The organism is Streptomyces arenae, from assembly GCF_022343545.1.
GTDB classification, from domain to species: domain Bacteria; phylum Actinomycetota; class Actinomycetes; order Streptomycetales; family Streptomycetaceae; genus Streptomyces; species Streptomyces humi.
In genome coordinates, this window is record NZ_JAKQYH010000042.1 from 186,894 (window position 1) to 205,194 (window position 18,301).

Genomic DNA, 18,301 nt, shown 5'->3' on the forward strand with positions numbered 1-18,301 from the left:
CGCCGTGCCGTGCGACCACTCAAGGAGCCCCCCACCTTGCAGCAGCCGAACGACCTCACCGATCCCGACGTCGCGAGCACGACGAAATCGGTGATGAAGAAACTGCCCGAGGTCACCCTCGCCTTCTGGATCATGAAGATCGCGGCGACCACCCTGGGCGAGACGGCCGGCGACCTCTTCGCCCAGACCCTGAAGCTGGGTTACTTCCTCACCACGATCGCGCTGTTCCTGGTCTTCGTGGTGACCCTCGTCGTCCAGCTCAGGTCCCGCCGCTACAACCCCTTCTTCTACTGGACGGTCATCCTGTCGACCAGCATGGCCGGCACCACGATGTCCGACTTCATGAACCGCGACGCCAGCACCAGGTACCTGTCCGGCGGTGCCACCTCACTCGGCTGGGGGCCACAGGGCCTCGGTCTCGGCTATCCCGTCGGTGCGGCGATCCTCATCTCGATCCTGCTGCTCATCTTCGCCGTCTGGAGGCTGAGCGGGATGACCTTCCGGATCCGGGACATCGTCACCTTCCGCGGCGAGGCCCTGTTCTGGTCGGCGATCCTCGTCTCCAACACGCTCGGCACCTCCATGGGCGACTTCCTGTCCGACAGCTCCGGCCTCGGCTACGCGGGCGGAGCACTCCTGGTGACCGGGGCGCTCGCCGTACTGGTCGCGCTGATGAAGGCGCCCGCGGTGCCGAACGTCCTCCTGTTCTGGATCGCGTTCGTCCTCACCCGCCCGCTCGGCGCCACCGCGGGCGACTTCCTGACCAAGCCGGTCGCCAAGGGCGGCCTGGACCTCGGCACGGCCGGTTCCTCGGCGGTCCTGCTCGCCGCCCTCCTCGGCCTCATGGCCTACGCGAGCGTCCAGGAAGGCAGGACGCGCAGCGAGCGGGCTTAAGGCGCGGGACGACCCGCAGGCGGCGCCGGCCGCGATCCGAGGGCGTGTCGGACGTGCCGAAGATCGACCTGCCGGCGTGAGCGCAGTGCTCGAAGGGGCGCGGTCCGCTGGCTATGTGAGGTCGAGTACGTCTCCGGCCGACACCTTCAGGGAGGTGGTGGTCGTGCCGGGGAAGTACCAGCGCCAGCTGCCCGCCGCGGTGACGGTGACCCTGGTGTTCACCTTTCCGGCGTCGCCCGTGGTCACGGTCTTGACCGTGCTGTAGTGGGCGGTGCCCTTCTTGCGGAACTGGAGTTTGACCTGCTGCCCGGTGAACCCGTGGTACTTGAGGTCCTCCCAGTTGGCCCGCGACAGCTTGCCGGTGACGGTCGCCGTGGCGCCCTTGGCAACCTTGGTGGGCGCGATCACCGTAGTGAGCTGGGCGGCTCGCTTGACCTTGTACAGGGCGATCCGGTCGGAGATCCAGTAGTCGCCGTCGTTGGCCTGGACGGTGGCGTTGATCTGCCAGACACCTGCGGTCTTGTTGGCGTCACTGTCGCTGTAGCCGGGGATCCAGGCCGGCGTGACGCTCATCGTGGCCCTGCACACCGACGTGGTGGACGACTTCTTCGTGCAGGAGGTGCCCTCCCAGTCCACGAATCCGCTGCCGGCGGCGCTGCCTGCGTTGTACGTGCTGACGTGCGAGAGGCCCTTCACTCCCGAGTTGTCCTTGACGGTGATGTCGACCGGGTAGCGGATCGTCTTGGACGTCCCGACGATGACGTTGGCGCCGCCGTTGACGACAGTCTTCACCACCCGTATGTCGCCCCGCCCCTCCGCGTGCGCTCCGGTCGCCGTCGTCAGGACCAGCGCTGCCGCCCCGACGGCCGAGGCCCAGGCCGTTCTGTCTGTCATGTTCCTCCTCTTGTCGTGCGCGTGCCAGGAGAGGCTATGGCATCCGGAGATCTTGACCTCCCCGCTCTCACCGAAGAGTTGGGGATCCCAGGCTTCGGGGGCCGGCTCGCGGGAGGCCCGCGTGTCCGGGACTTCGTCGAGGACCCCGCTGCCCGTGCGTTCACCGGCGGCGCACCCGTCGCCGGCATCGTGGGCGGTACTGCCGAGCCAGTCCGGCAGGGCCGCGCGCCTCGCGGCGCCGCTTTCGCGTGGGAGTCCGAACGACGGCCGCCGCCCGCGGCCCTGGCACGGAGGCAGTAACCGGACCCATGGGGTTCCCACGGGCCTGGAACCGTGCGGGCAGTGCCGTCTGTGGCCGTACCAGTTCCTAGTCGCTGGCTCGCTGTGCCGGACCTGCTTGATGCCGGCCCCGTGCCGGACGTCTCCTCGTATGTGCTGGTAACTAACCTGGTCCGTCTTGTCGTTGGCTGCGTGGTATTGCGGTACCAGCGGTTGTTAGAGTGCAAAGAACGTGCCAAGAGGCGCGGGGTGCGCCGGCAGGTCCGACCGGTGTGGAAGGGGCCATCGCCTCTCGTCGCCGATGCCCGGAGGTGTGTGTCCCATGGCACCCGACGCCCGAGCCGACTCGTTCTTCCTGGGCGTACGTCGCCCACGCGTACCCCCGGACGACCTGGCGCCTGTACGCCGCCTCCTTGTCGCTGTCGGCCCCCAGTTGGCTTTCCGCCCACCACAGGAGTTCGTTCACGCATGACCTGGTACTGGACCGGTCTCCTCTTCTTCTCTCTCACCCTGCTGTCGGCCGCGCCGGCTCTGGCCCCCGGCCCTGCATCCCACCGCGTGTGGAGTTGGGTCGGCTCCTCACGTCCACACGGCGCCCGGCTCCGCACGGACCGCGGGTACGCGGTTCGGGTCTCGCGCCGAGGCGGGAAGGCGACGGCATGACCGGTCCACAGCGCGTGAGGCGCGTCGTCGTCTCCTTGGCCGTCTGGTGGTTGCTCCTCGCGCTCGCCCTCTGGCTGCTGGGCACAATGCTCGACCAGCCCGCCTCGGTCGCGCAGTGTGCGGCTTCGTCCGCTTTTCTCGTCGCACTCGGAGAAGCCGGCGACTGGGCGCGCCGGCGTCGCAGAGCCAAGCAGGAATCGTGAACGCCAAACGGAGCGGTGCGTTTCCACCATGGTCAGAGTGTTCGCAGTCGAGGACGTGGAAGTGGTCCGGGCGGGCTTGGTCGCGCTCCTGGACGGCGAGTTGGCGATCGCCCAGGCCGTGGTCTACCCCGCCACCGCCCCCAAATCCATGGCTGTGGGCGAAGACCGCAACGCTCGCATACCGACGCTCCACCAGTGGAACCATCCATGCCACGCGCCGCCTCCGGTCGGCTGCCTCCAGTCGGCGCGGCTCGGTGGTCAGCGGGCGATTGAGATCGCGAAGGGTGCGAATCCGGTCGACCGGATGATGTGCGGTACGAACAGGATCGCGGCCTCTGTGGCGCGGGCGGTCTGGATCCCGCCGAGGTCGGTGATCCATTCCCTGTGCCAGCCGAGGTCGGTGAGCAGTTCGCGGACGGTCTGCTTGGCCTGCGGGTCCTCGCCGGAGAGGAACGCGGTCGGCGTCTGGGGGAGCGTGGCCGGCGAGGTCATCACCGGGAAGAGCATGGTGTTGAGTGTCTTGACGACGCGCGTCTCGGGGAGCGCTTCCTGGAGTCGTTCGGCGAGGCTCGAACCGGGGTAGATCAGATCGGCGGGCAGTCCGTCCGGTCCGTCGGTGGTGGCGTTGGAGACGTCGACGAGGATCTTGTCCCGGAGCTCTTCGCGCAGAGCTGCCAGCCGGTCCAGCGAGCCGGCACCCGGGGTGGCGTTGATGACGATCCGGGCAGTCCGGGCGGCGTCGGCGGCGACGCCCGGCGTGCGGTCCGCCACGGTCACCTCGTGTCCTGCCCGGATGAGGGCTGCGGCCAGGTTGCCGCCGACGCGGCCGTTTCCGAGAACTGCGATCGTGGCCATGATGATCTGGTCCTTCCGTGCGTGCGGGTTGTGGTGCCAGGTTGTGGTGTGCCGGGTTGTGGTGCGTGGTCAGCGCGAGAGTGTGGCTACGGCCTCGGCGTGGACGCCGGGCGCGGCGGCCAGGAAGCTCTGGCTCTGTGGGGTCCAGGGGCGGCCCTCGGCGTCGGAGATCCGTCCGCCGGCCTCGGTGACGAGCAGCGCTCCGGGAAGCAGGTCCGCGCGGGCACCGGCGAACTGCCAGAAGACGTCGATCCGGCCGGCGGCCACGTTCAGCAGGTGCAGGGTCGCGGGTACGGCGGCGCGGACGACGAGCGCGTCGAAGAGCATCGCGGTGATCGAGGAGCCGACGCGCCGCACGACCTCTTCGTTCTCGTCCGGCCGGGCCTGGCTGGTGGCCACGATGCTCAGGCCGAGGTCCGCGGTCCGGGAGACGTGCAGCGGGCGGCCGTCGAGGTGGGCGCCCGCGCCGGTGAGCGCGGTGTAGGTCTCGCCGGTCAACGGCAGGTGGACCGCGGTGAGCACCGGCTGGTTGTCACGCACGAGGGTGGCGGTCACCGCCCACTCCGGCAGGGCGTGCAGGTGGTTGACGTTGCCTTCGGCCGGATCCACGACCCACCACTCGCCGGACGGCAGCGCCCCGCCGTCCAGTTCGTCCTCGACCCAGCCGGCGTCCGGGCGCAGGCGTGTGAGGCGGGGGCGCAGGATGGCGAGGGCCGTGTCGTCGTTGGCGGCGAGCGCACGCATGAGCTCTTCGCGGGTCTGGTAAGGGACCACCTCGCCGAAGCGGTCGCGCAGCGCCGAACCCGCCTCACGCACGGCGATCGCGGTCTGGGCGAGCAGGTCGGCGTCGGAGGCGGCGACATCGGTGGTCTGAAGCGTTTCGGACATGGTGGCATTCCCGTCTGAGGAGGGGTGCTGAGGCCGGTCGAGGGCCGAACTGCGCGTTGCTTCTTGCGCTTTCGCCTCACGGTATGCAGCTGCGCGATTAACTTCAAATGCATGTCAGGCACGGTTAGGATTACTCACATGCAATTGGATTTGAATCTGCTCGCCGCGCTCGACGCGCTGCTGGAGGAGGGCAGTGTGGCCGGAGCGGCGGCGCGCCTGCATGTCACCGCCCCCGCGATGAGCCGGAGCCTGGGCCGGATTCGGCGTACGACGGGGGATCAGATCCTGGTGCGCACCGGTCGCACGATGACCCCGACGCCGTACGCGATCGCCGTCCGGGAACAGGTGCATGAGCTGCTGCACCAGGTCCAGGGGGTGCTGGCACCGAGCCGTGAACTCGATCTGGCAACGCTGGAGCGCACTTTCACACTTCGCTGGCATGATTCCCTGGTCGCCTTGAGCGGTCCCGCACTGCTCGCGGCCGTGCGCGGACAGGCACCGGGCGTGCGACTGCGCTTCGTCGCGGAATCGAGCATCGACACACCCGAGTTGCGGCGCGGCGAGGTCGACCTGGAGGCGAACGCCAACCGCCCGAGCGCACCGGACATCCGTGCCGAGAACGTGGGCGAGACCCGCCTCGTCATCGTCGTGAGACAGGGACACCCCCTCACCCGCGTCAGTGCCGTCACCGCACAGCGGTACGCCGCCGCTGAGCACGTCACCGTCTCGCGACGTGGAAACCTCGGCAATGCCATCGACGACGCCCTCGCGCGGCTCGGCCTCACCCGCCGCGTGGTGGCGACCGCGCCCACGGAAGCGGCCGCGCTGGAGTTCGCGCACGACTCCGACATCCTGATCAGCGTCCCCGAGGCCACCACGAGGTCAGCGGTGGCCGACCTCGGCCTGGTCGTGCTCCCCCTCCCGCTCGAACTGCCGTCGGCACCGATATACCTGTCGTGGCATCAGCGCTACGACACCGACCACGCCCACGCCTGGCTGCGCGGGCTGGCGCGAACCGCGCTGGCCACGTGCGGAACGTCGTAACCGGCGCCGTCCGTCCGCTGCACTGATCGCCCGCGTGAGCGCTGATCTGCGGCGACCATGTTGGGCGTGCGATAGGTTGCCCGCCATGACTGGTTTAGGACCCGTTGCCTGGCCACCTGCCCCGATGAAGACCGAGCGGCTCGTGCTCCGAGAGTCCGAGGCTCAGGACCGTGCGGCGTTCATCGAGTTGTTCGCCTCGCCGGAGGTGCGCACCTACCTCGGCGGCCCTCGCCCGCGTGACGAACTCGAACGCGAGGTTCCTGCACTGCCCGGGCGGCGCCCTGGCCTTTTCGTGATCGATCTCGACGGAGTGATGATCGGGACGATCACGCTCGATCGGCGCGACGCGGAGCGTCCGGGGCATGTCCGCCCAGATGCCGGGGAGGCCGAGCTCGGCTACATGTTCCTGCCGGAGGCGTGGGGATGCGGGTATGCCGTCGAAGCGTGCGCGGCGGTGCTCGGCTGGTTCGCTGACGCGCTTCCCGGCGAGCCGGTGGTGCTCTGCACCCAGACCGCCAACGACCGCTCGATGCGCCTCGCGGCGAAGCTGGGGTTCACCGAGGTGGAACGGTTCGAGGAGTGGGACGCCGAGCAGTGGTTCGGCGTGTGGTACCCGGCCGTGGTGCCAGGCTGAGCTTGGACTGGGCGGCTTCGTCTTCAGAGCGGACTTCTCGCCGGTCCGCCGGTCCGCCGGTCCGACAGACCGCTAGGCGGCGGCGAGCGCGGCGTTGCCGGCGATGTGGACGGCCGCGAGGCGGCTGACGCGGGCGCCGAGGTGTTCGGCGGTGGCGATGTCGGAGGGGTGGACGTGTTCGATGCCGCCGTCCTGGGGGGTCTGGGCTGCGGCGCCGGTCCAGAAGCCGAGCCGGTTCAGGTCGTGCTCGCTGGCGGTGGTGGCGTTCCATCCGGGGGCCAGCCCCAGGCCGACCCAGATCATGTGGTGCTGGGCGGCCAGGGCGTGCATGAAGGCCAGGGAGTTGAGCTTGTCGCCGCTCTTGGAGGCGGAGTTGGTGAACCCGGCCGCGATCTTGTCGGCCCAGGTGTTGCTGATGTAGCGGCCACTGGTGGCTTCGGCGAAGGCGTGGAAGGCGGCCGAGGCGCCGCCCATGTAGGTGGGGGCGCCGAAGACGATGGCGTCGGCGGCGTCCAGCTGCTGCCACTGCTGCTCGGTGACGGCGTCCACGGCGATGAAGGCGACCTCCGCCCCGGTCTTCTCGGCGCCGCGGCGCACAGCTTCGGCCAGGACTGCGGTGTGGCCGTAGCCGGAGTGGTAGGCGACAGCGACCAGGGGGCGGACGGTGTTCTCGGGCATGGGGTCTCCTTGTGATAGTGACTGAGTCTCGAAAGTACATCAGGTCTCTAAAAGAGACCATACCTGCTTTGGGAGGCTGGTGTAATCTGGGTCTCATGGCGCAGGCAGAGAAGACTCCGGCGGTCCTGGATCCGGACCGCGAGATGGATCTGTTGGACGCGGCCTGTCCCAGCCGTGACGTGTTCGTCGACCTGGCCGACAAGTGGGCCCTGCTGATGCTGATGAGCCTGCGCGAGCGCGGCACCCAGCGTTATTCCGAGCTGCAGCGCTCGGTGGGCGGCATCAGCCGCAAGATGCTCGCGCAGACCCTGCGCACCCTGGAGCGGGACGGCATCGTCAGCCGCACGGTGAACCCGGACGCGACCCCGCCCCTGGTCCGGTACGCCCTGACCCCGCTGGGGGTGGAGGTCGCCGAGCAGACCCGGGTGCTGTGCACCTGGACCCACGACCGCGCCGCCCAGGTGTACGCCGCGCGCGCCGCCTACGACCGGCGCACCGACGCCCAGGACTGACACCCCCTGCGGCGCGGGCCTCCGCCGCGCGCAGGCCCGCGTGGTGGCAGCGGCGGGCAGGCAGCCGTCGGCGGGTGCCCGGACTTGATCCGGGTTCAAACCGCCAGGTACGTAAGCCGGTTGTGGCCGCCTGCCGGGACTTGCATGAGATCATCTGTCCATGAGTAGCGACCTGGAAGTGAGTGCTCTGGCGATCAACGTCACGGTCCCGCAGGCGCTTCGCTGGACGGACACTCGACGGGGTGAAGCATTCACGCTCACCACACTCAACGTCCGGCTTCTCCCGGACGGTCACCTCGCCGTAAAGGCCTATGGCCGGCCCGTCGGCGGTGGTCGGGGCGCATACGTCTCGTTCCCGGTCCCCGACAAGCCCGAACTGGCATCCCTGGTCGCGGACGCCGCCAGCCATGCCGGAAAGCTGTGGGCCGCCCATCGCGGTCTCGGCTGAGCTCGGTTCGACCTCGGCGGTCCATCGCGCGGCTAGTGTTCCCGTCGGTCTCCGGCGTCGCGGTCACGGCCGTGAGCACAGACGGCGAGGCGGTACGCGTCGATGCGGGATGCACGCCGGCCGGAGCCACCTGCCCTGACTGCGCCCACTGGACAGAACGGGGCCACAGCTCCTATCTGCGGTTCCGGCAGATCTGCCCGCTGCCGGGCGGAGAGCGCAACTCGCCTTGCGGGTCGGGCGGTTCTTCCGCCCGGCCGCCGCATGCGCTCGGCGGACGTTCGTGGAGCAGGTGCCGGGGCTGACCCGCCGCCGCGGCCGGGTCACCGAGCGGCTGCGGCAGACGACGAGTGCGCCTCGGGCTGGCCCTGCCGGGCCGGGCTGGGCCGGTGCCCGCCTCTCCCAGGCATGGGCATCACCGCCAGCCGCACCACGCCGCTGCGCCGGGTGATGGACCTGCCCGACCCGGCCGCGACGCAGCCCCGGGCCGTCGGCGTGGACGATTACGCGCTGCGGCGCGGACATGTCTATGGAACGGTCGTGATCGACGCCGAGACCCATCAGGTCCTCGACCTGCTGCCGGAGCGGGATGCCACCCTCGCCCGGTGGCCCGAGGCCCACCGGGGAACCGAGGGCGTCTGCCGCGACCGCGCCGGTGCCTATGCGGAGGCGGCCGACACCGCCGCGCGCCCGTCCTCCCGCGGGTCAGGGGCGTTCGCCGCGGGGGTGGAGGACGGGGCGCAGCCGGAGGGCGCGGGTGGGACGGTCCGGGTCCCGGAGTCGGGCGACGAGCAGGTCGACGGCCTCGGCTCCCACGGTGTGCCGAGGCGGGGCCACGCCGGTCAGGGGCGGGTCGGCGAGGGCGGCGAGTTCGTCGTCGTAGGTGACGACCGCGAGGTCGGCCGGGATACGGACGCCCGCCGCCTGCAAGCGGCTCACCAGGGGGAGGGCGATCGCGTCGTTGTGGACCAGGACCGCGTCGAGCAGGCCTTCCTCGACGGCGCGCACCAGCTTGGCGCACTTCTCGTCCAGGTCCGCCAGGTCGTTCTCGGTGAGCGTGTTCGGGACCTCGTCGGAAACCGGACTCAGGCGCAGAGCGGCCAGGGCCTCGCGGTAGCCGACGCGCAGCATGGGGGCGGTGAGGGTGTCGAACTGGAGCAGCGCGATCCGGGTGCGTCCCTGTTCGGCGAGGTGCCGGACGGCGAGATGGGCGCCGTACTCGTGGTCGGTGGCCACCTCTTCGACGAAGCCGGTGGCCGGTCCGGTCCGGCGTTCGGCGAGGACGACGGGGACAGGGAGCTCCCGCAGCCAGGCCTCGGTGCCGGGGGAGGTGCGCGGGTCCTCCACGGTGCTCAGCACCAGGCCGTCGAGGCCCGCCGGGGCTTGCAGCATCCGGGCTACCAGGGCCTGTTCCTCGGCGACGGTGTTGTGCGAGACGCCGAGCACCAGCTTCGCGCCCAGCGTGTCGGCGGCGGCGCGGGCACCGTTGACCACCTCCGGGTAGTAGTACGACGCGTGGGGCACCACCATGCCGAGGTTGTATACGGGATGCGGTTCCCCGCGTGAGGATCCGGACGCCGAGGGTGGTCGTGACTGAGTCCCGGCGGGCGTTGCCGGATCTGGTGCCAGCTGGTCCTGCGCGGGCCAGGTCACCCCGCCGTGGACGCGTTGCACGATCCCACGTCGCGCCAGTTCGCGCACGTCACCGCGGATGGTGACGGCGGAGACGCCCAGCGCCTCGGCGAGTTCGATGATCGTGAGGGAACCCCGGGCCCTGGTGGTCTCGATGATCGCCCTGTGTCTGTCTTCGGCGTGCACGCGTCTTCTCTTTCCTGTCGATCACCTGAAAGTAAACGATATCAAATGCTGTGAGGAGTGGGGGAGGACTGCGGAGAGTTGGGCGATACTGACCCCTTGACAGGGTCAGTTCGATATCAGACAGTCTCCTGACATCAAGTGAAAGGTGTGGGGAGATGCGCAAGACGAGATCTCTGGTGGCCCTCGCGGCAGCGGTGGTGCTGTCGATGACCGCGGCGTGTTCCACCGGGAGCGACGCCGGCTCGAACGACGCGGAGGGCAAGGTGCAGGAAGTGACCTTCTGGTCCTTCCTGCGCGGATCGGACACTGTGGCCGCCGCTTTCAACAAGACCCACCCCGGCATCAAAGTCAAGTTCGTGACCATGCCCGCCACCACCACGGACTACTACACCAAGCTGTCCAACGCCATCAAATCCGGCGACGTCCCGGACGTGGCCGTATCCGAGTACGCCAGGCTTCCCGAGATCGTCAGCCTCGGCGGCGCCACCGACCTCAGCGACCAGGCGGGCTCGCTGGTCGACAAGAACTTCCCCGACTCCATCCAGAACCTGGTCCAGCTCGGCGACAAGACCTGGGCGGTGCCGCGCGACGCGTCCCCGATGGTCTACTTCTACCGCAAGGACTTCTTCACGAAGAACCACCTGACCGCCCCCAAGACCTGGGCGGACTACAAGAAGCTCCTGGCCAAGGTCAAGTCGATCGACGGCGGCAAGCGGGCCGGCGCCTACCTCAACGGCAACTACAACCTGCTCACCTCGATGGCCTGGCAGGCCGGCGGCAACTGGTTCGGCACCGAGGGCGACTCCTGGAAGATCGGCATCGACAACGCGGCGTCGCTGAAGGTCGCCTCGTACTGGCAGGGCCTGGTGAAGGACGGCCTCGTCAGCACCCTGCCGGACTACACCGACCAGTTCTGGTCGGACATCCAGAAGGGAAGCCTCGTCGGCTACTTCTGCGCCTCGTACTGCGCCGGCAACCTGAAGGCGACGGTCCCGGACGAGAGCGGCGACTGGGCCGTGGCCCAGCTGCCCAGCTGGGACGGCACCACCACCTCGTCGATGTGGGGCGGATCGTCCTTCATCGTCCCCAAGGGCGCCAAGCACTCCGAGGCCGCCCTGGAGTTCATCAGGTGGATCACCACCGAGGCCGACGGCGTGAAGGCCTGGTACGCCAATGACGCCACCAGCATGTACCCGGCGAAGCAGTCGCTGGTGACGACCGCCAAGTCCCAGTTCTCCACGGACTACTTCGGCGGCCAGGACATCTTCGCGGAGCTCACCGCCTCGTACGACGCCGTGGTGCCGGACTGGCGCTGGGGCCCGACCATGGCCACCACGGAGACCGCCTTCGACGACCGGCTGGGCAAGGTCACCAGCGGTTCGGCCGACCTCACCGACGTCTTCCGGCAGGTGCAGGACGCGACCGTGCAGGCGACCGAGGCCCGCGGCCTCACCGTCGCCAAGTGACCGAGCCGCCGGCCGGACCGTCCGGGACCCGAGCGTCCGGGACCCGGAGCGTCCGCGACCGAGAGGGCCCGGCCGGCCGGCACACAAGCCCAGGAGCAACCACCATGGCGACCCCCATGACCCAGCGGCAGCGGCGCGGTGCCGCGCTCTTCCTCGCGCCGTTCCTGACCCTCTTCTCCCTCGTCACCCTGGCACCACTGGTCTACGCGGCCTGGCTCAGTCTGTTCAGCGAGCAGTCCTCCGGGCTCGGACTCGGCGGTGTCGAGCGGGAGTTCACCGGACTCGGCAACTACACGCGGGTCCTGTCGGACGCCGAGTTCCTGCACGGCTTCCTCACCATCGCCGCCTACGTCGTGATCTACGTCCCGGTGCTCACGCTGGCCGCCCTGGCGGTCGCGCTGCTCCTGGACTCCGGTCTGGCCGCGGCCAGGCGCGTCACCCAGGTGACGCTGTTCCTCCCGCACGCCGTCCCGGGACTGGTGGCCGCCCTCATCTGGCTGTACCTCTACACACCCGGGCTCAGCCCGGTCACCGACTGGCTCGGGCAGTCGGCGGGCTCCGCCGGCGTGGCCACCACCCACCCCCTGCTGTCCGTGGTCAACGTGGCGCTCTGGGAGTGGCTCGGCTACAACGTCGTCATCTTCTACGCGGCGTTGCAGGCCGTCCCCCGGGAGGTGATCGAGGCCGCCGCCCTGGACGGCGTCAGCGGACTCCAGCTCGCCCTGCGGATCAAGGCACCGCTGATCCGCCCCGCCGTGTCCATGGCCGCCCTCTTCACCGTGATCGGCGGAATCCAGCTCTTCAACGAGCCGAAGATCCTCATCCAGGCCTCGTCCACGATCACCAGGACCTGGACGCCGAACCTCTACACCCAGGACGCGGCCTTCAACCGCAACGACTACGGGACCGCCGCCGCGGCCTCGCTGCTGATCGCGGGCGTCGCGGCCGTCCTGTCGTTCGTCGTCACGCGGCTGGCCAACCGACGGAGCACCGCATGAACGAGACCCTCGGACCTCCCCGCACGGAACCGGCCGCGGACGGCCACCCGGGCACGCCGCACCCGACGGAGGTGAGGAAGAACGGCGCGCCCCGCCCGGCCGGGACGACGGAGGACACCGGTCCCGCGGCCCGGCGCCCTCCGCGCGGCAGGGGGAAGCGCGCCCCCCTCTCCCTCTCCCGCGTCGGAGTGAACGCGATCCTGCTGCTCGTCCTGGTGTACACCCTGGCGCCCCCGGTCTGGCTGCTGATGGCGTCGACCAAGAACCTCACCGACCTGTTCGGCACCAACGGGTTCGCCCCCGGACACCACTTCGACCTCTTCTCCAACCTGCGCCACCTGTTCGCCGCGCAGGACGGCATCTACCTCCGCTGGCTCGGCAACACCCTGCTCTACGCCGGCGGCGGAGCGGTGCTGGCCGCGCTCATCTGCGCGATGGCCGGCTACGCCTTCGACAAGTTCGACTTCCCCGGCAAGGGCGCCACCTACGGCCTGGTGCTGGTCGGCGTGATGATCCCCACGGCCGCGCTGGTACTGCCGACCTATCTGCTCGCCGCCCGGGTCCATCTGACCAACAGCTTCTGGGGAGTGTTCCTGCCGGGCCTGGTCTTCCCCTTCGGTGTCTACCTGGCGCGGATCTTCAGCGCCTCCTACGTCCCCGACGAGGTCGTCGAGGCGGCCCGGATGGACGGCGCCGGCGAACTGCGCGCCTTCTGGTCGGTCGCCCTGCCGATGATGCGCCCCGGCTTCGTCACCATCGGCCTGTTCCAGTTCACCGCGATCTGGAACAACTTCTTCCTGCCCCTGGTGATGCTGTCCAACCAGCAGCTCTACCCCGTCAACCTCGGCCTCTACGCCTGGAACGCCAGCGCGCTCAGCCAGGGCCACCCCGACGACTACCTGCTCGCCATCACCGGCTCGCTGGTGGCCGTGATCCCGCTGATCGCCCTGTTCCTCGCCGTCCAGCGGTTCTGGCGCTCGGGCATGACCGCCGGAGCCGTCAAGTGACCGTACTCCCGGAAGGAGCCACCCACCCGATGAGGACCGCCGCCCGCCGCCCGCCGGCCCGGCTCGCCATGCGCCGTTCGGTACGGGACTCGCTGTTCACCCCTGACCTGACGGGACACCTGGTCCGGCTCGTGGACACTGACCCCGACGAGGTGCTGGAGGACTTCGGCGGGACGGCCGATCTGGGTTCGGTGGAGGTGCTCGTCACCAGCTGGGGCTGCCCGCCGTTGGACCACGACGTCCTGGACCGCGCGCCGAACCTGCGGGCGGTCGTCCACATCGCCGGGTCGGTCAAGCACCATGTCACCGAGGCCTGCTGGGAGCGCGGCATCGCGGTCGCCTCGGCGGCCGCGGCCAACGCCGTACCGGTGGCCGAGTTCACCCTCGCCGCGATTCTCCTCGCCCACAAGCGGGTCTGGCAGATCGAACGGCTCTACCGCGAGCACCGCGCGTTCCTGCCCTGGAGCGACCACTTCCCGTCCGTCGGCAACTACCGCCGGACCGTGGGAGTCGCCGGCGCCTCCCTCGTCGGCCGCCGGCTACTGGAACTGCTGCGGCCCTTCGACTTCGAGGTGCTGCTCGCCGACCCCTACCTGGACGCCGCCGAGGCGCGCTCGCTGGGCGCGAGGCTGGTCGACCTCGACACGCTGGTCGCCGCGTCCGACACCGTCTCCCTGCACGCCCCCAGCCTGCCCGAGACCCACCACATGATGGACAGCGCGCGCCTGGGACTGCTCCGTGACGGGGCGACCCTGATCAACACCGCGCGCGGGGAGCTGGTGGACACCGACGCCCTCACCCGGGAGGTCGCCTCGGGTCGCATCCACGCCGTGCTCGACGTGTCCGACCCGGAGCCCCTGCCGGCCGGATCGGCCCTCTACGAACTGCCCGGAGCGCTCCTGACCCCGCACATCGCGGGCTCCGTCGGCGGGGAGCTGTATCGGCTCACCGAGCACGCCCTCGCCGAACTGGCCCGCTACGCCGCCGGAGAGCCGTTCGCCGGCCCCGTCCACCGAGCCGGGCTCGCCCGCTCAGCCTGACCCGACCGCCCCGGGCCCCGGCCGGTGTGCCCGCATGGCTGTCAGTCCCGGTGTACCCGAACGGGGTGGCGTGGCCACCGCACCCCGCTCGGGTGCGCCGCGACACCACTTCTCCCGCACCGTCCGTCCTGAACCTCCGGATGTCCCCTCCCATCAGAAAGGCCGGACAGTCATGCCGGATCGTGGAAAGAAAGGTTCCTGTCGACTCCTCCTGATCATCCCGCTCACCCTCCTGACCCTGCTCGTCGGACTGGCCTGCCCCGCGTCCGCGGACGCGGTCGTCCGGGCGACCTACGAGAGCGGCGACACCACCTCCGGCATCTCCGGTATCGGCGTGGCCGGCTGCTGCACCTACTCCCTGACCGTCGACAGCTCCCTGGCCCGTACCGGAAGCGACTCCGTGCGCTCCGACGTGAAGTACGGGGACACCGCCGCCGACGGGCCGCGCGCGGAGAGCGACGCCGAGGACATCACCGCCGCCCGCTTCACGTCCGGCGAGACGTTCTGGTACGGCTTCAGCGTCTACATCCCGTCCACCTGGCAGGCCGACAGCACCGAGGACATCGTCTTCCAGTGGCACCACACCAAGTCCTCGTGTGACGACCCCAGCCGGTCTCCCGCCATGTTCCTGGAGGTGCTGCCGGCGACCTCGACGGCTGCCTCCAAGCTGCGGCTGCGGGTCAACTCCGACCCGGTGCTCTGCGACTACCAGAACCACGCGAGCGCCTCCCTCAGCAAAACCAGCTACGACCTGTCCACGCTCACCACCGGGGTCTGGCACGACTTCGTCTTCCAGGTGAACTGGCAGTACACGCAGTCCGGTTTCATCAAGGCCTGGCACCAGACCAGCAAAGCGACCGGCTGGACCCAGGTCCTGGACGCCGAGAACGTGGCCGACACCTACAACGACGCGTCCACCACCTACGGCTACGTCAAGTGGGGCCTCTACAAGCCCTCCTGGAGGGACGGGGCGACCGACGTCGGCGAACGCGTCGTCTGGCACGACAACGTCGCCGTCGCCGCCGACTCCACCGACGGCTTCGACGACGTCGACCCCACCTCCTGACGCCCACCCTCCTGTCCCCGCAGAAGCCCCCGCGCCCCTGTTCCCCGACCCTTCCGGGAGTCCAGCATGTCCCTCACCCGCAGAAACCTCCTCCAGGCGATCCTGGCCGGCGCGGCGGCGACGCCCCTGCTGAGCGTGGTCACCGCCACCAGCGCGGCGGCGGCGACCGTCAGCACCGAGATCACCGACGCCGCGTTCTTCGGCGCCTGGAACTCCGCCACCGGCACCTGGACGACCACCCCGGTATTCGACTACGACGGCCACTCCGCGATGGCGTCGGTCGCCGCCGCCGCCAAATCCGGCGACTACACGACGGCCCGCACCGCCCTCCTCCAGTACATGAGGACCCGTGACACGCGCGTCCCCCCGGCCTGGGCGTACAACGGTGTGTACAGCACCCCCCTCGTCCCGCTCTTCCTCGACCGCATATGGACCCTGGGCAAGGGCGAGATCTACCAGACCACCCTCACCGTCGGCGGCGACTGGACCACCCTGACCCCCGACGTCACCGCGGCGGTCCAGGGCTCCGTCAGCGCCGCCGGCGTGGGCTTCATGCTGATGGCCCGTGACAAGGAGAGCGCCACCGCCGAGTTCGCGAGCCGGCACGCGGCCGACAACGCGCCGCGGCTGACGCTCACCTACGCGGACGGCTCCGTCGTCACGCGCAGCGCCTCCCAGAGCACCTACATCGCGGCCGGCACCGACACCGGGACCGTCTTCGGTTCCGCCGAGACCCTCGTCGTCCACGACGAGGGCACCGGAGCCTTCAGCGCCACCACCAGCAAGGGCTACCTCTGGTTCGACCTGTCCGGCGTGGCCTCCCCGGTCAGCGCCACCCTCGGCCTGACCGGCCGCACCGACGGCACCTCCCAGGACGTCATGCTCTACCAGGTCGCCGTCACCTTCGACGAGACCACCCGCACCTGGAACAACACCGTCCAGAACACCTTCTCCTGGCAGGCCGACCCCAAGGGCTTCGACTGGAAGAAGATCACCGGCGCCGACGTCGACAGCGAGTTCTACTACCAGCTGCCGCGGTTCTACTTCGCCGGCCCGCTCGCCGACGCCTACGCCGCCTCACGCGACGAGAAGATCGCCGCCGGACTCATCGGCCTGATGACCGACTTCATCGCCGACACCAACACCAGCGCCTACGGGGCGCCCAGCGGTGCCGCGAGCTACCCCCGCAACCTGGACGCCGCCTGGCGTTACCAGAACTGGTCCTACGTCTACGAGATCCTGCGCACCAGTCCGTCACTGACCGCCGACGCCAACACCAGCCTGCTGAAGGCGGTCTACGCAGCGGGACCCTACTTCTCCACCACCACCTCCACCACCGCCAACTGGATGATCACCATCAAGAGCGCGCTGGCGTATCTCGGCGTGTGCTTCCCCGAGTTCACGGCGGCGGCCACCTGGCGCAGCGACGCGCTGGCCTTTCTGGTCCAGCAGCTCGGCAGCTCGCTCTACCCCGACAACGGCTACATCGAGGCGTCCTCCACCTACGCCATGGGCGTCGCGACCACCTTCGTCGGCACCTCGAAGGTCATGGCCGCCAACGACTACGACGTCGGCAGCGTCCCGCCGCTGAGCGGCCTGGCCTGGTTCCTCGCCGACCAGACCTACCCCAACGGCTACGACCCCGCCTACGGCGACTCCAGCTACACCGACCAGCGCGCCTCCCTGGCCTCGCTCGCCAGACTGCTCGGCGACGACGAGCTGACGTACGTGGCCACCGGCGGCGCCGAGGGCACCGCGCCCGACCACACCTCGGTCACCTACCCGGACACGCGGGTCGTCGTCCAGCGCACCGGCTGGACCGACACCGACTGGTACCTGCGGATGGCGGCCGACCGCGGCAACCACGGCCACCCCGACGAGCTCGCGGTCCAGGTCTACGCCCACGACCGTCCGCTGCTGCCCGCCATGGGCGCCTACGCCTACGTCACCGACCCCGTCGCCGACTGGCTGCGCCTGACCAGCCAGTCGCACAACACCGTCACCATCGACGGCCTCGCGCAGGTCCCGACCGCCGCCGGAGCGGTGACCAACGTCTCCACGCCCTGGGCCGACCTCGCCGACGGCTACACCGACGCCACCCCGGGCGTGCGCCACGAACGCTCCGCCCTGTTCCTGCACGACCTGGGCTGGATCGTCTCCGACACCCTGACTCCCGCGGACTCGGCCGAGCATTCCTACGAGCAGAACTGGCACCTGCTGCCCGACGCGGCCCTCACCCTCGACGGGGCGAGCGCGCACACCGCCTTCGACAGCGGCACCCAGTTGCGGATCACCCCCGCCGATCCCGGCGCGGCGACCGTCGCCCTCAAGGACGGCTACTACTCCTCCGTCACCTACCAGGTGTCGCCCGCCTCCTACGTCTCCTACTCGCTGACCGCGGCCGGCACGGTGCGGCTGGACACGCTGCTGCTGCCGGTCCCCGAAGGCACCCGCCCCAAGGCGCGCCTGAGCCTGGCGGCCTGCCGGCACGACGGGCGCGTCCTGGAACTGCGAGCCGACTCGCTCAAGGGGTACTACCTGCGAGCGGCGGACGACGGGACCGCGCGGGACTTCGGCCCGTACGGCTACGACGGACCGCTCGCCTACGTCGACCAGGACGGGCCCGTGCAGCGCTTCCTGCTCACCGGCGGCACCACCCTCACCGAAGACGGAAAGGACCTGCTCAGTGCCGGCGGGACGCTGAACGGCACGCTGGCCGTGCGGCTGAACACCAGGGACAAGACCGTCGAGATCTCCGGCACCGCGGCACGGGCAGACGGCGCCGAACTCGTGCTGAAGGCGCCGTGGGCCCGCGAGGTCACCGTCGCCGGGAAGAGCGTCTCCGTGGCGCGTAAGCGGGGAACCATCGTGGTGGCAGCCCTGACGTGACCGAGCCGGGTGGGGGGGGCGGGCCGGG

The 18,301-nt window shown here is 70.0% G+C and carries 17 protein-coding genes; 12 read left to right on the plus strand and 5 right to left on the minus strand.

Features of this window, described 5'->3' with window-relative positions; all coding sequences use genetic code 11:
- Positions 1–36 precede the first annotated feature (36 nt).
- Positions 37–894 (plus strand): COG4705 family protein, encoded by an 858-nt coding sequence (locus MB828_RS18035; RefSeq protein WP_301649112.1) that lies wholly within the window; start codon positions 37–39, stop codon positions 892–894.
- Positions 895–1,005: 111 nt separating this feature from the next.
- Here the strand turns inward: MB828_RS18035 and MB828_RS18040 are convergent, their stop codons facing one another.
- Positions 1,006–1,788, minus strand: a complete 783-nt coding sequence (locus MB828_RS18040) for a hypothetical protein (protein ID WP_301649113.1) — start codon at positions 1,786–1,788, stop codon at positions 1,006–1,008.
- 938 nt (positions 1,789–2,726) lie between these two features.
- On the opposite strand from MB828_RS18040, the gene MB828_RS18045 reads away from it, so the two are divergent.
- Positions 2,727–2,933, plus strand: a complete 207-nt coding sequence (locus MB828_RS18045; RefSeq protein WP_301649114.1) for a hypothetical protein — start codon at positions 2,727–2,729, stop codon at positions 2,931–2,933.
- A 258-nt stretch (positions 2,934–3,191) separates the two neighbouring features.
- Here the strand turns inward: MB828_RS18045 and MB828_RS18050 are convergent, their stop codons facing one another.
- Both MB828_RS18050 and MB828_RS18055 read right to left on the minus strand, forming a co-directional pair.
- Positions 3,192–3,788, minus strand: coding sequence for an NADPH-dependent F420 reductase (locus tag MB828_RS18050; protein WP_301649115.1), 597 nt, complete (start codon positions 3,786–3,788; stop codon positions 3,192–3,194).
- Positions 3,789–3,857: 69 nt separating this feature from the next.
- The gene (locus MB828_RS18055; protein WP_301649116.1) at positions 3,858–4,676 is read right to left on the minus strand and encodes a 3'(2'),5'-bisphosphate nucleotidase CysQ; all 819 of its coding nucleotides are present in this window, start codon (positions 4,674–4,676) and stop codon (positions 3,858–3,860) included.
- Positions 4,677–4,814: 138 nt separating this feature from the next.
- Here MB828_RS18055 and MB828_RS18060 point away from each other — a divergent pair, with 138 nt between their 5' ends.
- A complete protein-coding gene (locus MB828_RS18060) occupies positions 4,815–5,720 on the plus strand; it encodes a LysR family transcriptional regulator (RefSeq protein WP_301649117.1) in 906 nt (301 codons plus the stop codon).
- A gap of 85 nt (positions 5,721–5,805) precedes the next feature.
- Complete coding sequence (locus MB828_RS18065) at positions 5,806–6,354, plus strand: GNAT family N-acetyltransferase (RefSeq protein WP_301649136.1); 549 nt, start codon at positions 5,806–5,808, stop codon at positions 6,352–6,354.
- Positions 6,355–6,426: 72 nt separating this feature from the next.
- Here MB828_RS18065 and MB828_RS18070 read toward each other — a convergent pair whose 3' ends face one another.
- Positions 6,427–7,032 carry a flavodoxin family protein gene (locus MB828_RS18070; protein ID WP_133024303.1) on the minus strand — a complete coding sequence of 202 codons (606 nt, stop codon included), beginning with the start codon at positions 7,030–7,032 and terminating at the stop codon, positions 6,427–6,429.
- Between the two features lie 95 nt (positions 7,033–7,127).
- Here MB828_RS18070 and MB828_RS18075 point away from each other — a divergent pair, with 95 nt between their 5' ends.
- Both MB828_RS18075 and MB828_RS18080 read left to right on the plus strand, forming a co-directional pair.
- On the plus strand, positions 7,128–7,544 hold the full coding sequence (locus MB828_RS18075) for a winged helix-turn-helix transcriptional regulator (RefSeq protein WP_301649118.1): 417 nt from the start codon (positions 7,128–7,130) through the stop codon (positions 7,542–7,544).
- Positions 7,545–7,704: 160 nt separating this feature from the next.
- Positions 7,705–7,992: a hypothetical protein gene (locus MB828_RS18080; RefSeq protein WP_301649119.1), complete on the plus strand. Its 288-nt coding sequence runs from the start codon at positions 7,705–7,707 to the stop codon at positions 7,990–7,992.
- Between the two features lie 702 nt (positions 7,993–8,694).
- Here the strand turns inward: MB828_RS18080 and MB828_RS18085 are convergent.
- The gene (locus tag MB828_RS18085) at positions 8,695–9,807 is read right to left on the minus strand and encodes a substrate-binding domain-containing protein (RefSeq protein WP_301649120.1); all 1,113 of its coding nucleotides are present in this window, start codon (positions 9,805–9,807) and stop codon (positions 8,695–8,697) included.
- A gap of 155 nt (positions 9,808–9,962) precedes the next feature.
- On the opposite strand from MB828_RS18085, the gene MB828_RS18090 reads away from it, so the two are divergent.
- The 6 genes from MB828_RS18090 (at position 9,963) to MB828_RS18115 (ending at position 18,273) form a co-directional block, all read left to right on the plus strand.
- Positions 9,963–11,273, plus strand: a complete 1,311-nt coding sequence (locus MB828_RS18090; protein ID WP_301649121.1) for an ABC transporter substrate-binding protein — start codon at positions 9,963–9,965, stop codon at positions 11,271–11,273.
- Positions 11,274–11,377: 104 nt separating this feature from the next.
- Positions 11,378–12,271 carry a carbohydrate ABC transporter permease gene (locus MB828_RS18095; RefSeq protein WP_301649122.1) on the plus strand — a complete coding sequence of 298 codons (894 nt, stop codon included), beginning with the start codon at positions 11,378–11,380 and terminating at the stop codon, positions 12,269–12,271.
- Complete coding sequence (locus tag MB828_RS18100) at positions 12,268–13,278, plus strand: carbohydrate ABC transporter permease (protein WP_301649123.1); 1,011 nt, start codon at positions 12,268–12,270, stop codon at positions 13,276–13,278. Before MB828_RS18095 ends, MB828_RS18100 begins: the two co-directional genes overlap by 4 nt.
- 29 nt (positions 13,279–13,307) lie before the next feature.
- Positions 13,308–14,318, plus strand: a complete 1,011-nt coding sequence (locus MB828_RS18105; RefSeq protein ID WP_301649124.1) for a hydroxyacid dehydrogenase — start codon at positions 13,308–13,310, stop codon at positions 14,316–14,318.
- 172 nt (positions 14,319–14,490) lie between these two features.
- Positions 14,491–15,384, plus strand: a complete 894-nt coding sequence (locus MB828_RS18110) for a polysaccharide lyase (protein WP_301649125.1) — start codon at positions 14,491–14,493, stop codon at positions 15,382–15,384.
- Positions 15,385–15,450: 66 nt separating this feature from the next.
- Entirely contained in the window at positions 15,451–18,273 is a 2,823-nt protein-coding gene (locus MB828_RS18115; protein ID WP_301649126.1) for a heparinase II/III family protein, read from the plus strand.
- Positions 18,274–18,301: the final 28 nt, after the last annotated feature.

Bases quoted from the DNA above. Each gene is read 5' to 3' on its own strand.
- MB828_RS18040 (WP_301649113.1), bottom strand. From the start codon at position 1,788: ATGACAGACAGAACGGCCTGGGCCTCGGCCGTCGGGGCGGCAGCGCTG.
- MB828_RS18045 (WP_301649114.1), top strand. From the start codon at position 2,727: ATGACCGGTCCACAGCGCGTGAGGCGCGTCGTCGTCTCCTTGGCCGTC.
- MB828_RS18050 (WP_301649115.1), bottom strand. From the start codon at position 3,788: ATGGCCACGATCGCAGTTCTCGGAAACGGCCGCGTCGGCGGCAACCTG.
- MB828_RS18055 (WP_301649116.1), bottom strand. From the start codon at position 4,676: ATGTCCGAAACGCTTCAGACCACCGATGTCGCCGCCTCCGACGCCGAC.
- MB828_RS18060 (WP_301649117.1), top strand. From the start codon at position 4,815: ATGCAATTGGATTTGAATCTGCTCGCCGCGCTCGACGCGCTGCTGGAG.
- MB828_RS18065 (WP_301649136.1), top strand. From the start codon at position 5,806: ATGACTGGTTTAGGACCCGTTGCCTGGCCACCTGCCCCGATGAAGACC.
- MB828_RS18070 (WP_133024303.1), bottom strand. From the start codon at position 7,032: ATGCCCGAGAACACCGTCCGCCCCCTGGTCGCTGTCGCCTACCACTCC.
- MB828_RS18075 (WP_301649118.1), top strand. From the start codon at position 7,128: ATGGCGCAGGCAGAGAAGACTCCGGCGGTCCTGGATCCGGACCGCGAG.
- MB828_RS18080 (WP_301649119.1), top strand. From the start codon at position 7,705: ATGAGTAGCGACCTGGAAGTGAGTGCTCTGGCGATCAACGTCACGGTC.
- MB828_RS18090 (WP_301649121.1), top strand. From the start codon at position 9,963: ATGCGCAAGACGAGATCTCTGGTGGCCCTCGCGGCAGCGGTGGTGCTG.
- MB828_RS18095 (WP_301649122.1), top strand. From the start codon at position 11,378: ATGGCGACCCCCATGACCCAGCGGCAGCGGCGCGGTGCCGCGCTCTTC.
- MB828_RS18100 (WP_301649123.1), top strand. From the start codon at position 12,268: ATGAACGAGACCCTCGGACCTCCCCGCACGGAACCGGCCGCGGACGGC.
- MB828_RS18105 (WP_301649124.1), top strand. From the start codon at position 13,308: ATGAGGACCGCCGCCCGCCGCCCGCCGGCCCGGCTCGCCATGCGCCGT.
- MB828_RS18110 (WP_301649125.1), top strand. From the start codon at position 14,491: ATGCCGGATCGTGGAAAGAAAGGTTCCTGTCGACTCCTCCTGATCATC.
- MB828_RS18115 (WP_301649126.1), top strand. From the start codon at position 15,451: ATGTCCCTCACCCGCAGAAACCTCCTCCAGGCGATCCTGGCCGGCGCG.